The 17,312-nt window shown below is 41.9% G+C and carries 8 protein-coding genes; 5 read left to right on the forward strand and 3 right to left on the reverse strand.

The window, feature by feature from the left end; genetic code table 11:
• Positions 1-21: 21 nt before the first annotated feature.
• A complete protein-coding gene (gene aceE, locus M917_RS10410) occupies positions 22-2,838 on the reverse strand; it encodes a pyruvate dehydrogenase (acetyl-transferring), homodimeric type (protein ID WP_021814801.1) in 2,817 nt (938 codons plus the stop codon).
• A 711-nt stretch (positions 2,839-3,549) separates the two neighbouring features.
• On the opposite strand from aceE, the gene M917_RS10415 reads away from it, so the two are divergent.
• The 5 genes from M917_RS10415 (at position 3,550) to M917_RS10435 (ending at position 15,162) form a co-directional block, all read left to right on the forward strand.
• Positions 3,550-5,511, forward strand: coding sequence for a hypothetical protein (locus M917_RS10415; RefSeq protein WP_152513976.1), 1,962 nt, complete (start codon positions 3,550-3,552; stop codon positions 5,509-5,511).
• A gap of 644 nt (positions 5,512-6,155) precedes the next feature.
• Positions 6,156-6,620: a hypothetical protein gene (locus M917_RS10420; RefSeq protein ID WP_021814804.1), complete on the forward strand. Its 465-nt coding sequence runs from the start codon at positions 6,156-6,158 to the stop codon at positions 6,618-6,620.
• A 54-nt stretch (positions 6,621-6,674) separates the two neighbouring features.
• Positions 6,675-8,765, forward strand: a complete 2,091-nt coding sequence (locus tag M917_RS10425) for a hypothetical protein (protein ID WP_021814805.1) — start codon at positions 6,675-6,677, stop codon at positions 8,763-8,765.
• Positions 8,766-8,893: 128 nt separating this feature from the next.
• Complete coding sequence (locus tag M917_RS10430) at positions 8,894-14,221, forward strand: SdrD B-like domain-containing protein (protein ID WP_040642600.1); 5,328 nt, start codon at positions 8,894-8,896, stop codon at positions 14,219-14,221.
• Positions 14,222-14,382: 161 nt separating this feature from the next.
• Positions 14,383-15,162 carry a hypothetical protein gene (locus M917_RS10435; RefSeq protein WP_021814808.1) on the forward strand — a complete coding sequence of 260 codons (780 nt, stop codon included), beginning with the start codon at positions 14,383-14,385 and terminating at the stop codon, positions 15,160-15,162.
• Between the two features lie 85 nt (positions 15,163-15,247).
• On the opposite strand, the gene M917_RS10440 is transcribed toward M917_RS10435, so the two are convergent.
• Both M917_RS10440 and M917_RS10445 read right to left on the reverse strand, forming a co-directional pair.
• The gene (locus M917_RS10440) at positions 15,248-15,940 is read right to left on the reverse strand and encodes a TetR/AcrR family transcriptional regulator (protein WP_040642603.1); all 693 of its coding nucleotides are present in this window, start codon (positions 15,938-15,940) and stop codon (positions 15,248-15,250) included.
• 236 nt (positions 15,941-16,176) lie between these two features.
• Positions 16,177-17,205, reverse strand: coding sequence for an endonuclease/exonuclease/phosphatase family protein (locus M917_RS10445; RefSeq protein ID WP_021814810.1), 1,029 nt, complete (start codon positions 17,203-17,205; stop codon positions 16,177-16,179).
• Positions 17,206-17,312 lie beyond the last annotated feature (107 nt).

The raw sequence follows: 17,312 nt of genomic DNA on the forward strand, positions 1-17,312 counted from the left end.
TATCTCCTTGTCTTATGATTATTATTCTTTGACATCGCCGTCATTGAGTAAAGTCGCATCCGCTTGATCTTCAGCACGGCCTTCGTTGCTGATTTCTTCATCGTCTTCAGCGACAAACTCAGGCACAGGAACTGGATTGACATTACCTGGTGCTGGTGCATCTGGGAAATGATCATAATGAGGCTGCTGCTGCCATGCAGGTGGCTGATCCGCTTCGATACCAAAACTGGAGATAGCGTCTTTTACTAAACGCATTTCTACTTCACCTTCATCCGCCAGACGTTTAAGCGTGGCGACAACAATGTGCGCTGCATCTACGTGGAAGAAACTGCGTAGTTTTTCGCGTGAGTCAGAACGACCATAACCATCCGTTCCTAGTGTCGTATAAGGACGATTGTCTGGTAACCAAGCACGAATCTGCTCTGAGTAGTTGCGCATGTAATCGGTCGCTGCTACGACAATGCCTTCGTGTGGTGCTAATTGTTCAGTCACCCAAGACACTTTTTCTTCTTCCATTGGGTGCAAGCGATTGTAATCATCACAAGCCATACCATCACGGGTTAGCTCGTTGAAGCTGGTTACGCTCCAAACGTTGGAGGTGATATTGAACTCTTCTTTTAGAATCTTAGATGCTTTTTGTACTTCACGTAAGATCACACCAGAACCCAATAGCTGTACTTGTGCTGAGCCATTGTCTTCTAGCAAGTACATACCACGCTTGATACCTTCTTCCGCACCTTCTGGCATAGCGGGCTGGTCGTAGTTTTCATTCATCAAGGTCAAGTAGTAATAGACGCGCTCGCCTTCTCCGTACATACGGCGCAAACCATCATGCACGACAACCGCCAGCTCATAACCAAAGCAAGGGTCATAAGTAACACAGTTTGGTACGACGTTAAATAAAATCTGTGAGTGACCATCTTGATGCTGTAAGCCTTCGCCATTCAACGTCGTACGACCAGCAGTGGCACCCAATAAGAAGCCTTGTGCTTGACAGTCACCTGCCGCCCAAGCCAAATCACCTATACGCTGGAAACCAAACATTGAGTAATAGATATACATTGGAATCATTGGTAACGCGTTCACAGAATAGCTGGTCGCTAACGCAATCCAAGTACTCATCGCACCTGCTTCGTTGATACCTTCTTCTAACATATGACCATCGATGGCTTCTTTATAGCCCATCAACGCCTCGCTATCTTCTGGCGTATACTTTTGGCCAACCGCCGAGTAGATACCCAATTGACGGAACATACCTTCTAAACCGAAAGTACGCGCCTCATCTGGTACGATAGGCACAACACGATCTTGGATGTCTTTGTTTTTCAACATGGCTGATAATAGACGCACAAACACCATCGTTGTTGATTGTTCTTTACCGTTACTGCCTTTTAATACTCGATCAAATATTGACAGTTCAGGAATGTTCAATGGGATATGACCACTGCGACGATTTGGCAGATGACCGCCCAACGCTTCACGGCGACCTTTTAGATACTTCATCTCAGCCGACCCTTCTTCAGGACGGTAGAATGGTAGCGTCTCTAACTGCTCATCGGTAAATGGTAAATCGAAACGATCACGGAAATAAACTAGGGCATCTTGATCAAGTTTCTTGATTTGATGCGATTTATTGACCGCTTGTGTTGTGCTGGACAAACCATAGCCTTTGACAGTTTTGACCAAGATAACGGTCGGCTGGCCTTTGGTTTTCATCGCTTCGCTAAACGCAGCATAAACTTTTTGCGGATCATGACCACCACGATTTAGACGTGAAATGTCTTCATCAGACAACGCGTCAGCCATTTCTTCTAACTCAGGGTATTTACCAAAGAACTCTTTGCGAGTGAATTCAGGCGTACGGGCTTCATATAGCTGGTACTCACCATCGACCACTTCTTCCATGCGATGTTTCAGCACACCTGTATCATCATTGGCAAGCAGACTGTCCCATTTACCACCCCAGATGACTTTAATCACACGCCAGCCTGCACCGCGAAATACCGATTCTAGCTCTTGGATAATTTTACCGTTACCCCGTACCGGACCATCAAGACGCTGCAAGTTACAGTTGACGACCCAAATGAGGTTATCCAACTTTTCACGGCCCGCAAGAGAGATCGCACCCAAACTTTCTGGCTCATCTGTCTCGCCATCACCTAAGAATGCCCAAATTTTGCGGCCTTCTTTCTCCAGCAGTTTACGGTTTTCCATATAACGATGTACATGGGCATGATAGATCGACATGATTGGACCCAAACCCATTGAAACGGTTGGGAACTGCCAATAATCAGGCATTAGGTATGGATGCGGATAACTTGATAAGCCTTTACCGCCTACTTCACGACGGAAGTTATCAAGCTGATCTTCAGTCAGACGACCTTCTAAATAAGAACGTGCATAGATACCTGGTGCTGAGTGACCTTGATAATAAATCATATCACCACCGAAATGGTCACTTGCTGCTCGGAAAAAATGGTTAAAACCCGTTTCATAAAGCGTAGCACTAGAGGCAAATGATGCTAAATGGCCACCCAAGTCGTCATCGTTTTTATTAGCACGCATTACCATAGCCAGTGCATTATAGCGAATCAAGGCACGGATCTTACGCTCCATGCCTAGATCGCCTGGGTACATCGGCTCATCTTCGACCGCGATACTATTGATATAAGCAGTATCTAATCGATTGAACGGCAGCCCTTCTTGAACTGCCATATTGTATAAAGCTTTTAGTAAAAACTGAGCGCGATCCTTATCTGCATGTTTGAGAACAGACTCAAAGGCTTCGAGCCACTCTTGGGTTTCGGTGCTGTCAGCATCCTTATAATAATTCATCATCATTGTCCTTTGTTGTCAGTCAGCCCTGCTTAAAACAGGAAGTTGTTAAATCGATATTATTAAATCAAAGTATTATTTCAATACTGTGTTACGTGAATGGTTCGCTCAATGACTTCCTTGTTAATTTTAAGAAGTTATATATTAGTATGGTGCGTTAATATAGCCATGTACGACCGCCACACAATAAGTAGTAGCCGTAGCACAGAGCTATAGTAAAAATGGCATTATTATCTATTCTTTGAATACACACTGAATAGGTAGATAATAAAGCAACATTCCAAATCAATATTTAGAGTCAATTATCAATTGATAATAACCCTTCATTATAGGCGCTTATGACGTGGTTGTTTATAGCGATAAGAAAATGATGATATGACAAGTATTTCTTAAATAAATAATGATTAGTGAGCAGGTAAATATTTGCTAAGAATATCATTATTTTCCATAATAACAAATTCGCTAGTACTGACTAGTTATCATCCTATTCAACCTTCTATCTTTTTTAATAAGCTTTTTGCTACATGCTTCGTTATATTGGATTATTTAAGGTTACTAATTTTTACTTTTATTGTATAGTAATTCTAATTTATATAGATTCAGCCTCGAGGTAGTTAGGTGTCTAACAATCAATGTCTATGCTTAAGCAATCGCTTAAAAGACAACATAAACTCGTATTCTGTTGTCTTTACTCTGCTATTTTTTATATTACTAATGTCTAACAGCGCTCACGCTAACTTTGCATCGAATGAAACCTCTGCAAATGGTATGTGTCCTGTTAATCATAAAATGTACTACATTGGCGCTAATCCTCCTGCCTCTACTTCAACTTTTCCTGTAGCTTCCCAAGCGTTAAGCTGGACTGCAGGCAGCACTGCTAGGACTTTTACTTTCACTGAGTCATCAGGTAATAAAATATTTAGAATTACCTTCTCCAACATATTAGACAAAACTACTACTAGCACTAGTGTGCCGTCAAACGCTGAAACACCTTTTTATGATAGCCTTAGCGGTGTAAGCACATCAGCCATAAATTTACTTCATAGCTCTCCAGTATCAACCATTTCTAAAACTAACCATAGTATGGGGATTGCAGTTAACCGATCTACTAGTAAATCGGGCTATAAAATACAAGATGTGGATTCTGTCACAACGAATAATGCAACGCCATATATAGAACAAGTAGATGTGTCTGCCAATAGCGGTAGACTGACTCATAACAGCAATTTTCATACGATAAACGCGGCTGGCAATATTGTTACTGGTAGAAGAGGACTGAACTGTGGAGCAGGTGCATGTACTATTGATGCAAATTGGAATTACACACTCGCTGATATTGCACTCAATTTGAGGCATAATAACGTCTTAAGTGAATTAAACAGCCCGCATGCAGTCGGTTATTCAGACTTTTATTTCTGCTTAGCACCACCTAAGTTAATCATTAAAAAAGCACTCAATGGCAACCGTGTCAATGATAGTGATACTAAACGAGATCAATTTGAGCTAACTGCTACCGGAGGCTCAATAGCGACAAACAGCTTTACGACAACTGGCACAGGTTCAACCATCACCAATGGTACTAGCGCTACCCTTAGCTTAGCAGAGAACACAAGTTACATCATTACAGAACGAGCTATGAATGGTACATCACTGGGTAATATAGCAGACTATGATGCTACCTATACTTGCACCAATGCCACGACTGGTAGCACCACCGTTATGCCAACTGCTGCAATGACTTACAACGCCACCGCTAACACTCGCTCATTTACACTTGCTAATGCGACATATGGTGATGAGATCACTTGTACAATTACAAACACTCCGAAATCTTATACTTTTTCGGGTATTGTTTTTAATGATAATGGCGGTATCATAGCTAATAACAACACCAGACAAGATATATCGAGTACCTTTACAGGTAATAGCAGTTACTTTAATGGCATCTATGATAGTGGAAGTGAGCTTGGAATCTATGACAGTAACTTAAACATACGTTTAACCGACTGTAATGGTAATAATATCGTAACCCCCTCCTCAAACCCTCAAACTGTCTCAAATCTTTCGACCTCTATAGGAAGATATAGCTTTGTAGTAGCTGCCAGCGCACTAGTCAATAGAACCAGAGTTTGTGTGATTGAGAATGAACCAAGCGTATGGGACTATACTGTAGACACAACTGCTGATAGTAGAGAAATTGCACTAACAGCCAACGTCTATGATTATAGCAATTTGAACTTTGGCGAAATCAAAGCCAATAATTCAGCATTAGTACTAATAAAATCACAATATGTGCATGAATGTAATGATAATTTAAATTATCAAAGTATCAGCAGAAATAGCGCTGACCCGACCATAGGTTTCAGTGTCAACTCTATTAGTGGCATCAGTCCAGGAAAGTGTGTTGCCTACGCAGTTCAAGCCTATAATCGTGGACATATAGGACTTCAACAAGTACAAATTCGCGACCAGCTACAAACCACTCCTGTTACCTCAGTGTTTAGACTGCCTGCACCTTTGTTTATTCCTACCTCAGTAGGTAGCCCTTCGGTTAATTATGGCAGCAATGGTGAGATTCGGTCTAATCAATTCGGTTTAGCAGCTGTGCCTTCTGGTAGTACGCAACCAAGCTCAGCAACATTGTACTTCAACACCAAATACGGTCAAACACAATAGGATTTATAGAAAACATCTATAACGTATAAAAATTGGTTCAGAACGATGTAACAGACATTCTTTCTCATAAGGATGTCTGTTTTTTTTACGCATATGCTAAGTAATGTGGGTAATGTTAGAGATATTTATATTATTAGACCCACTGGTAACGATGATCCTAATATCACGATGTCAACTTCAAATTATGCTCTTGGCATCACTGATATCACCTATATTTTCAAGCAATAAGACGGCAGTGCTTTGATGCCCGCTCAGAATTCCACACTAAATTTCTCTGTACTATTCTTTTTATAACTACACACAGCAAATATTAAGACAATTTGGCATATTTTTTTATGACAATAATTGCTAATTCACTGACATTTATAGTCAGCTATATACCTCCCCAGTAATTCTAAGAATGATCCAAAGTATTCATAAAATTATATTTTGATTTTATGATCGCCATTAATCTTTTTGAACCTACCATCTATCACTTGCAAGATGACTAATTATCATATTATTTGTAATAATGTAACTGGACGCGCTTTATCTTGTTTTTTATGTAGTTTATTTGATTCTTTATCCACATATGGCGCGATTATTGCATACGTAACAATAGGTAAAATTTTTACCAAAATTATGGTCTTAGCAAGGATTAAAATATGAAATTTTTCAATGCTTTACGTATCAGTTTATTAGCGTCTTTAGCCTCTTTTTCATTAGTAAGTGTCGCCCATGCTGATAATGCACTGCAAATGGAGCTCACTGCTAATAAAGTCATTAAGAGTACAGGGGGGAAAGTCAGTTATCTACCGGTGAGCACTGCACCAGCAGGTACTACTATCCAATACAAAGCGACTTATACTAATACGATCAATAAAGATATTAATGACCTAATGGTAACGTTACCTATCCCTGCAAACATGATATTTACTGGTGAAGCAATACCTGCAAGCGCACAAGCCAGTACTGATGGTAAAAACTACGCCGATATGCCACTGATGCAAAAAGTAAATGGCAAGTTGGTTAAAACGCCTTTATCTGAATACCGTACTCTACGTTGGAATATCAAACTATTACCCGCCATGAAATCCGCTGCCGTTGCTCTTAACACAACTGTTAATTAATAAACTATTTTACCTTTCATTTTTGCTCAGGAAAATCACTGAATAAACTCCAATATGTTTAAATACTCTATACTTGCCGCAGCGATCATTACCTCTTTAGGTATGGTCAGCACAGCCAACGCTGCTAAATCTGTAGCTGACTCGACGCCTACTATTGACAACGTAGCTACTGCCACTTATAGCATTGGCGGTGTTTCACAAACGCCTGTAGAGTCTAACAAAGTAACCGTCAACATTACGCAAAGTGCGGCATTTAGCTTAACCTCTCAGAATGCAGATGGCGATCTGACCGATGATTACAACAGGTCAGCAGTAGTAACACCCAAAGGCAGAGTGGCTTTTAACCATACATTGACCAACTCGGGCAACGTAGAAGATACCTATACACTGAGCTTGACTCAGGGCGGTATTATCCCAAATAGCCCGCAAGGTGTCGGGTCTTATGACTTTGCTACTACCAATGTAACTTACATTATATATAATGCAGACAACACTCAAAAGAGTACTAATACCGTTACAGGAACGGTATTTCAAAACACTAAGATAGTTCTAGCCCCCAATGAACGTGCTGACATTTTGGTTTCTGCTAAAACCTCTGGCAACGTGGGTGGTGACTCACAGAACCTAACGTTATCTGCCACCAGTGCATTTTTCACAACGTCTGACACTACCAAAGCGACTTTGACCAATATTAGTAATAGCGTTACAAAAATACCTGTCTTCAAAATTACCAGTAAAGTAAGCAGTACTCTGAACTTGAATGACCCTACGTCAAAAGTCACTTACACCGTGACCGTGCGTAATGATGAAAATGCTGCATACACTACTAATGCTAACAACATTATGGTTTTTGACGGTCTACCAGAAGGTTTACGTTTAGCAGATCAGCCAAATATCAGCGTCAGCAACAATGCAACCATTACCTCAGGAAATGAAGGTAAAGGTACTAGTAGTTCAAGCGATAGCATTAGAGTCACTTTACTTAACCTTGCACCAGGTCAAGAAGCCACCATAAAATTTGATGTACAGAAGGATCAAGCAGAAGTGTTGGCTGATCCTAAGAATACAATCAATCATGCAGCCGTTACTCTTGATCTTGGCGAAAACCAAGTCATATATGATACAACTGATGCTACTGATACCAAGCAAAACACGGCTAACTTCTACCCTCTAACTGATGATAGTGAAACTACAGATGGTACGGTGAGCACAGCAGTAGGTAGTGATTCAGCAGCACCGCTAACCTCTAATCAACGTGCCGTTAGCATCGTATCACCTACCAAAATAGACATTCCTACAACGACCACTGCCACCACACTTGTGACCCATTCTGTGGTAATCAGTAACACAGGTAAAGAAACTGAAGGTGATCAAGTTGGTGAAATTAAGGTGAAGATCACCTCAGAGGCTGATAGTAAAGTGAGCGTGGTCGCAGGATCAGTTGAGTTGGTGTACGATGCTGATAATAATCCAGCCACACCCAATGCTACTTACACGCTTACCAGAGACGGCAATGGTGACTACGACTTCAGTACTGCTAAACCTAAAAATGGTGCGCCAGCTTGGACGGGTATGGTACCAAACTCAACCGCAACCTTTAATTATCAAATTGAATCTAGCCAAGCCGTTATTGATACCACAGAAAGCATCACGGTCACATTAATTGTTGGCGGCCAAGACGCACCAACTCTAGGCGATCGTATTGTTAAAAACGAAAGTACAGTAAGAGGATTGAAGCTCTTTAAAGAACAAGCGCTCAATGAAAGCTGTGCTGCCAATAGTACACTTACCTTTACTCAAGGAGCAATTGCTGCTAAGCCTGGTAATTGTATTGTATATAAAATTACTGCCTTTAATAACTTCTCTGCTGCAGATCCACGCTTTACTTTTGACAACGTGCTCATAACAGATACAACAGACCGTTTTAATAACAAAGCAACGGTACAAAGTGCCAGTACTGCTTATGCATTCCCAGTCAAATTGGGTGATGTGACCAATGGTAATGAAGTACCTGCAACCAACAGCTATAACGCATCTGCTAGCAACTCAGCTGTCAGCGGTACCGTAACCAGCTTAGCGCCGCAAAAATATGCAGCAATGGTGTTTGCTGTAAAGATTAACGCTGCAGGCTCTGCAACTCCTTAATACCAGTTTGTTCTGTACCATGTTATTTGTCCTTAAAGGGACAAATAACATGATTACGGTCTTTACTCCCTCAAAAAGAAGTAAAAGTAATTTTATGCATTCTGTTGGTTTTATTGGATAAGCGACACATGACTCTATCTACCGTAACACTGTCTAATCGTTCTTCATTGTGTACAGCGAAGATTTCTGCGCTGTCATTGGCAATGTTGCTTATGCAATCAAATATGGCATTTGCTGCGCCTGATTCACTTGTACAACTCATCAACAACACGGCGCAAGCCAGCTACAATATCAACAATCAAGCCGAGATGACGATTAGTACGGCCTCAAACCCTGTACAGGTCAAAGTCTCTACCCTTCCTGAATATGGTATCAGCTTAACTCAGCAACCATTACTCACTGTCATGCCTAACGCTTTGGTAAAGTGGGTCAATGTTCTAAATAATACCAGCTATAGCGATCAGACTGTTGAGCTGACGTTAGATGTATCGCCAACTCTTTCTAACCTAAAAGTTTATCAAGATCTTAATAAAAACGGCATCATTGATAGCGCTGATACTGAAGTTATTTTTGACAACTTAAGTGCTCAAATCAAGCTTGGGCATAGCGAAAGCATTCAATTTATTGTGCAAGCTCTGTCAGATGCTAACGGCAAGAGTGGCGATACTGCTAGCATTAAGATTGGTGCGGTCGTGTTAGAAGATCCGTCTGTATCAGCCGCTAATGCTACTAACAACCTGCTTATCGTTGCGCCTGATATAAAATTCACTACCCCTAACTTTGACGAAAACAAAAATACCTCGCAAATCGATGAAAACGTCTATATCGACGCCAGCTACGCGCAGTGTAATGTCCAATTAGACAAACCAGATCAAGTATGGGTCACGATCACTTCTTTATTGACGGGTGACAAATACTCATTGAAAGCGATTGAGACAGGTAATAGTACTGGCAAATATCAGTTGTCTGCACCGACTCAAAACAATGCCAATGCGATCAATGATAAGCTCATTCAGACATTGGCAAACGATACGTTAACTGCCGGCTTGGACGCTTGTATTGCTCCTTCTGTCGGCACTGGTGCCGATCAGTTACCGAGCGATGGCGACTTTACGATACGTATCGATGGTTTAAATACACAAATCAATATCGTCAATGATAATCCAAGCCTAGTTGTTACCAAAGAAAGTGAAGTTAAAAGTGCCGAGCTTGGTGATTACGTCAGCTACACCATCAATGTGACCAATAGTGGTAACTCTACAGCTTATGATGTACAGCTAAAAGATACCTTACCTCGTGGTTTTGATTATGTTGATGGTAGCGTGCGCGTTAACCAAACTGCTGATATCGACATCAATAAAGTACAAACCACTGAATTTAAGACCGATGGCAAATATCAGGTGTTAAGCCTAGGTAACATGGCAAATGGCGAAACCAAAAAAATCACTTATCGGGTGTTGGTCGGTGCCTCCTCGTTGGGCGGCGATGGTATCAATCGTGCCACTGCAGTTGCTAATAATGAGCAAGGTCAAAGCGTGGTATCAAGAGAAGCACAGTGGAAGATTGACGTAGAGCGCGGCGTTATGAATACCGATGGTATCATTGTTGGTAAGGTCTATCATGATATCAACCGTGATGGCATCCAACAAAAAGACGATGGCGAGTTTGGTGTTGCAGGCGTACGTATCTATATGGAAAACGGTAGCTTTATCGTGACCGATCCTGAAGGCAAGTATAACTTTTATGGCGTTAGCGCCAAAACTCACGTCTTAAAAGTCGACCGCACTACTATCCCTAACGCAACTGAAATGGTCACTCAAAGTAACCGTAATGCTGGGGAAGCTGGCAGCCGTTTCGTCGACTTAAAGTATGGGGAATTGCACCGTGCTGATTTTGGTATTGTTGGCGGTATAGGTGATAGTACTGACCGCTTGAATACAGAACTAGTCGCTCGTAGCAAATCGGTGAGCGCTAAGAACAATACCCTTGAGCAAGCCATAAAAACAGAGCTAGCTTTAGACCCTGACTACGATCGCGACGATGCTGATAACATTGAAGCCAGTGGCTGTAACATCAATGGTGATTTGGATTTGGGCAATAACTGTGATTCCGCTATCGTCAATAAGATGGTCAATCCAGTGGCCAATCGTGTCAATATGACGGTGACCACTGTTGCGCCGCCAGTAGAAAAAGAGCTCGAAGAATACTTAAAAAAAGTGGCTAACAACGATGTCGACTTTATTAATCTAGGTGAAGGTCAGCAGCTTAGCACTTACAAACAGATGGTACAGGTGCAAGCCCCTCTTGGCTCAATATTTACTTTATACGCCAATGGTAAAGCGGTATCAGAGCAAAAAATCGGAAAAACCGCTGAACAAGAAAAGCAAAATGTGACTGCTTTTGATTATTACGCGGTTGATCTACAGCGTGGCAATAACACTTTGCGTGGTGTCGCGACCGATATCAATGGCAAGGTCATCTCTGAGCAGACTATTAACGTATTGACGCCAGACAGTTTGCAAGCAATTGATTATCGTACCCAAGCGCAGCTAATACCAGCCGACGGCATTAGCCAGTATCAAGTCGTTATTAGCCTAAAAGATCGTGATGGGCGCCCTTATATCGCTTCAACACCAATCACTATCGATACCAATATTGGCCGTATAAATCTTGATGATGGCAGTAAAGATCAAGCTGGTACGCAAGTTATTGTTTCTGGTGGTGAGCTACTTATTCCGGTCACTGCCTCAAGCGTACCAGGTAAAGGTGAGATGGTCATCGACACAGGTAGCAGCAAGCAAGTCATCCTTTTACAGTTCACTGCTCAACTGCGTCCACTTATCGCCGTTGGTATCGTTGAAGGCTCTATTTCTCTCAAGGACTTTGATGGCGGTAGCATTACTGATGCTCAAGGTGCATTCGAGCAAGAACTCAATGATTTTGCTGGCAACGATGACCATGCTGCCTCTGGTCGTGCCGCTATGTTCCTCAAAGGCAAGGTACGCGGCGACTATCTGCTGACCTTGGCTTATGACAGTGATAAAAAAGGCGAGCGTCTGTTCCGTGATATCGAACCTGGCGAGTATTACCCTGTATACGGCGACTCATCAGCCAAAGGCTTCGATGCGCAATCTACCAGTAAGCTTTATGTGCGCCTAGACAAAGGTCGCTCATTCGCAATGTATGGCGATCTAAAAACGCAAGTTGATAATGATGAAGGCATCAAACTTGGCCGATATAATCGTACGTTAACTGGTATAAAAGCCCAGTTTGAGGACAGCAATACTCGCGTTACTGCCTTTGTCGCAGAAACCAGTACTAGCCAGCGTGTCAATGAGGCTCGTGGTTTAGGTATCTCAGGCCCCTATCCACTGGCTGAAAACTTTGATGCGGTATTAGAAAACTCAGAAATTATTGAGGTAATTACCCGTGATGCAAACAATCCTGGGTTGATTATCAGTCGCGAGACGCTTACTCGCTTTGCGGACTATGAGATTGATCCTATTAGCCGCAGCTTATTTTTGAAAGCGCCTATTGCCAGTCAGGACATCGATGGCAACCCTATTTATCTACGTGTCACTGTAGAAGTAGACGAAGGCGGTGAAGAGTATTTGGTCGGCGGTATTGCAGCCAAACAACAACTGACTGATAAAATCGCGATTGGCGGCAGCTACATTAATAGTGATGACCCACTTAACAAAGAAGAGTTGTCCAGTGTAAACAGCGTCATCAAATTCAATGAGCAGCTCAAACTGGTTGCAGAATATGCGATGAATAAAGCTGAAAATCCAAATTTTCAGCCAAGCAATCAAATCAATACGACAGAATTAGAAGGTAATGATGCTAAAGGCAATGCCTTACGTATCGAGCTTGATTTTGATAATAAGAAAAACACGCGCGCCAAAGCTTACTATAAAGACACTGATGAAGGCTTCGTTACTGGCGCATCGCCGCAAACTGCTGGTCGTGAAGAATCTGGCGTTGAGGTTACTCACATAATTAATGATAAAAAGACGGCATTAAAACTGGAAGGCGTACGTACCAAAGATCATACAACTGAAGCCAGCCGTCAAGGTATCTTAGCCAGCGTTGAACAGCGTTTAAGTACCAATATTATTGGCGAGATTGGCGTGCGTTATTATAAGCAAGACGCGACGGCTGCCTCACGTAATACTCAAGCGGCAACAGACGTCGTGGATATTACAGATGACACTATTTTTAATGATGACATCATCAATCAATCGGCACTCAACAGTGTGAATGATGCTGAAAAAGACATCGAAGGTATCACTGCCCGCGCTCGTATCACCGCACGCTTGCCAAAGTTAAATAACTCTTTGGTATTTGCAGAGTATGAACAAGATATTGACAACAGTGATCGCAATGCCACCTCTATCGGCGGTGAGACCTCTTTGGGCAGTTTGGGTCGATTATATGCGCGTCATGATTTGATCAATAGCCTATCTGGTAGTTATGGTCTCGATGATACTGAGGAGCGTCAACGTACGGTATTTGGTTTTGATGCCAACTACATGAAAGACGGTAAAGTCTATAGCGAATATCGTATGCGTGATGCCATTAGCGCCCGCGAAGCTGAAGCTGCTATCGGTCTAAAAAATAAATGGTATGTCCAGCAAGGCCTAACGATAAATACTTTGTTTGAGCGTGTTGAATCATTAGAAGGCGATACCGAGAACACCGCCACAGCAGCTGGCATTGGCGTTGAGTATCTTGCAAAAGAAGACTATAAAGCCTCTGCGCGTCTTGAAAAACGTTGGGGTGAAACCAGCGATACGTTACTAGGTAGTGCTGGTATTGCTTATCGCTATACCGATGAAGTCACTTTGCTGGCAAAAGACATTTACTCGCAAGTTGCCTATAATGATGGCGATCGCACGATCAATCGCTTTCAACTTGGTGCTGCTTACCGTGATTATGATAGTAACCAGTTGGATATGTTGGCAAAGCTTGAGTACCGCTTAGATGACAACAACACAGGCGATGACGTTTACCAAAAAGACACGGTCATTTGGTCATTAAATGGCAACTATCACCCAACACGCCCGCTGACCTTGTCTGGTCACTACGCTGGTAAGTACACGCAGTTTGATGCCGACAATATCAGTAGCGACAATACCGCTCATGCGCTTTATGGACGCGGTCTTTATGACATCAGCGAACGCTGGGATATCGGTTTGCAAGCGGGTACTTATTGGAACAAGCAAGCAAATGACATGTCTTATATGCTGGGCGCTGAAGTCGGTTATAGCCCGATGACCAACCTTTGGTTATCACTAGGTTATAACTTTATGGGCTTTGAAGACGAAGACATCGCCTATGATGACACCACACAACAAGGTGCTTATTTTAGACTACGTTTCAAATTTGACGAAGACTTATTCAAGCGTGAAGATCCTAGCAAAAACCAGCGTCTGCCCACTGCTTCTGAATTATAACTGATATGTATGGTTCTGCTATTATCTTATGACAGCGAGAGCAGTATTGCGCTGTTAATGACGTCAAACGCAAACGGCAAATACAGTTCGATAAGCAATGAAGTCAAGTGTGAAAGTGCCAAGCATTGATGCCAATCCGTTCAACACAAGGTTTTTGCTTTATGTCTAATTCTGCGACCAAAATAAACGTTTGTAAACAAGCTACCTATATCCTGTTATCAGCCGCTTTATTTCTGACCATCACGTTGTCCGCTTCTGCGTCGAGCCATCATACTCTTAAAGAGTCGACTTTAAAGAATGATGTCTCTCGTTGCGTTAATGCTATTCAAACACAGTCTAACCATCCCAAATATCAAAGCACACGCCAACGCGCCATGATGTGTATGTTGACAGAGTTACAGACTTATCAACAAAAAAGCATGACAGCACGTCAACAGTACTTTGCTTACAAAGCTCAAGCTTGGCTTAATTATGCCATTCATCAAGACAGCATGAATAGTCGCTCCTCTGCGGGTTTGCAAGCAGCACAAAATGCAGAGACTATTTTGGCAGCGTTAAAAAACGGTACGGAGAGAGACTTGAGTCTCATTCAAGACATACCCTCGAACTCTGCTCTAATGCGACCTGATCTATGGGCAACCTTAAGCGCTCTTAAAGAAAGTGACGGGATAACATCAGCACCGCGTGAGTTAGCCTTTAGCGAAGTTGCCCTCATTTGGGCAGCTACTAATCAATGTGAGCGTGGCTGGCGTGAGTCAGGCAGTCATTTTCGCATGGCAGATCGCTGGCTGGAGCAAGCACGTGAGGCTTATGTCAATGCGCATGATTCGTCAGCTAACATCGCTTTAGAAGACCTTATCGTCAGCTATTATGAGCAATATGCCCCTTTAGATGCGAGCGAGGATGTTTGCCACGGACAGGTATTAACACCGATCCATTAAAATGATTCATTAAGACAACCAAAAAAAGGCCGACATACAATGTCGGCCTTTTATATAGTTAATCAATACTCTTAGCCAACTTAAATTAGCGATTTTTACGCGGTAGCTTTTCTGGCAAATAGCAACGCAAATACGCGATAAAAGCGGTATTCGCTTCTTGAATATATTCATTGGTAATAGTTTGATGGCGACGATAAGACAATGTGAATATAGCATTGATGATACTATAAGCAATTAATAATGTGTCTTGGATATCTTCAAAATTCGGCATCTCATAGCGTTCTGATAAACGCTTATAAACCAAGTCAACGATTTGATGATCGACATCTTCTCCAAAGCTATCACCTTCAAATTCAGGCGTGTTGGTATCGTAAATAAGCTTGGCTTTGGTTTCGTCATTATGAAATATGGTTACACATTGATCGATAAGTGCGGTTAGATACCCTTGCCATCTGTCATAATTACCAACATCAACTGTTTCTACCATCTCTAATATTTCAATAGCGTTCAAAAAGCGCAGGGCTAAGAATATTGCTTCGATATTAGGGAAAAAATGATAAGCAGAAGCTCTTGGAATACCCGCTTCTTCACAGACAGCAGCCAATGTAATATCATTAATAGCATGTGTTTCACTCAGTTTTTTGGCACCAGCCAAAAGTTTCTGACGACGCGCACGGCCTTGTTGGCTGGTAAATTTAAACTTATTGGGTACAAGCTTTTTTGCCAGTTCCGAGTCTACCAACACATCTTCGATTTTTTCGTCTTTATTTTCGCTCATCATAAGTCTCTTAATATTACACCCTATTTTATAGATACAATCTTCATTGGATAATATGTGTCCCAAGTTGAAGGATTACTTTCTATTAGCTTATAACGTAGAGCCGATACTAGCACTATTTAAGCTAACGGAAAGGCATCATAAACGCTTGTACACTAGCAAGCAAGGGAGATGAATGGATTAAAATAATGTATGGGTCAACAATTTGACAGAATTGACCATGCAATGTGATAAATTTAATCGTTAAGTTTAATTTTCGCTCTTATAATACCATGATCGGTGACTCTATCTGCATAATCCCACTTCAAATGGTCATTAAAATAGTCTACTCGTTCAACTTGACCGAGCGAAAATTTACTATCAGCCAAAAACTCTTCTGAAACAAACAATTGATCAATTACTTCTGGCATGCCTTGATATATATGCGTATACGCCACATCTTTCATCCAGCCATAACGTGCTTGAATACGAGCAGCATCAAACAAAGCGACATCGCGCATGCCTTTATCATAGGTGACTTCACCAGTCTCCGTCATCAATTGCGTGGTCACGCTACCGGTAACATCATTCATATCACCCAATAAGATCAATGGCTCACGAGTATGATGCAAACGCTCGATAATAGACATACGAATAGATGCCGCCTCTGACGCACGCATACATAAACTACGGAGCTTAGCACGAATTCTAATATTTGGATCGTCCATATCTTCTAATAGATGACCGTTTTCATCACGCAAGAAAAAAGCACGTTTACTTTTGAGATGCGCGGTAATAATCGTTATTGGCTGGCCAAACACATTCACCCGTAATACTAAGGGCGGACGGTTAAAGCGTTGGTAAGGCCCAACATCAGGAATATCAATCACTGCCTTTGGCACGACTTCTTCCAACAAACTGCTCTCTAGTTGCTCAAAGCGACTAATAATACCGACAGCAGGTGTATTTTGTGCCCCTTTGCCTTGTGTATACGGACTCGCACTGTCATTGCTTGCCAATGGAATCACCACATGCTCAGGCTTAAATCCTAATGAGACAGCCAATGCTTCTAGCGCATTACTGTCCCACACTTCTTGTACTGCAATGATATCGGCATGTGCTTTGGCCAATAAATCAGTAATGCCGCGTAGCTTATGGTCATATTCTTCATTATTATAAGCGGGAGCATTTTCGTAATAGATGCGATTAGGATTAGCAAAATTCAGCAAATTCGCAGTCGCTATATAAAACTGCTTCTGACTACTATTATTGGCGTGGTTGACCATAGATTACCTAGTATTATATTTGATGATGGGTTGCTAATCTTAAAACATAGTCATAAATATAAAGCAAAAAAGCCTCCAAAGATATCTTCGGAAGCTTCAAAATAGCA

This window comes from Psychrobacter aquaticus CMS 56, assembly GCF_000471625.1.
In the GTDB taxonomy this organism is placed as follows: Bacteria; Pseudomonadota; Gammaproteobacteria; order Pseudomonadales; family Moraxellaceae; genus Psychrobacter; species Psychrobacter aquaticus.

What these genes read in the sequence shown, in the direction of transcription:
- aceE (WP_021814801.1), bottom strand. Translation starts at nt 2,838, where the DNA reads ATGATGAATTATTATAAGGATGCTGACAGCACCGAAACCCAAGAGTGG.
- M917_RS10415 (WP_152513976.1), top strand. Translation starts at nt 3,550, where the DNA reads ATGTCTAACAGCGCTCACGCTAACTTTGCATCGAATGAAACCTCTGCA.
- M917_RS10420 (WP_021814804.1), top strand. Translation starts at nt 6,156, where the DNA reads ATGAAATTTTTCAATGCTTTACGTATCAGTTTATTAGCGTCTTTAGCC.
- M917_RS10425 (WP_021814805.1), top strand. Translation starts at nt 6,675, where the DNA reads ATGTTTAAATACTCTATACTTGCCGCAGCGATCATTACCTCTTTAGGT.
- M917_RS10430 (WP_040642600.1), top strand. Translation starts at nt 8,894, where the DNA reads ATGACTCTATCTACCGTAACACTGTCTAATCGTTCTTCATTGTGTACA.
- M917_RS10435 (WP_021814808.1), top strand. Translation starts at nt 14,383, where the DNA reads ATGTCTAATTCTGCGACCAAAATAAACGTTTGTAAACAAGCTACCTAT.
- M917_RS10440 (WP_040642603.1), bottom strand. Translation starts at nt 15,940, where the DNA reads ATGAGCGAAAATAAAGACGAAAAAATCGAAGATGTGTTGGTAGACTCG.
- M917_RS10445 (WP_021814810.1), bottom strand. Translation starts at nt 17,205, where the DNA reads ATGGTCAACCACGCCAATAATAGTAGTCAGAAGCAGTTTTATATAGCG.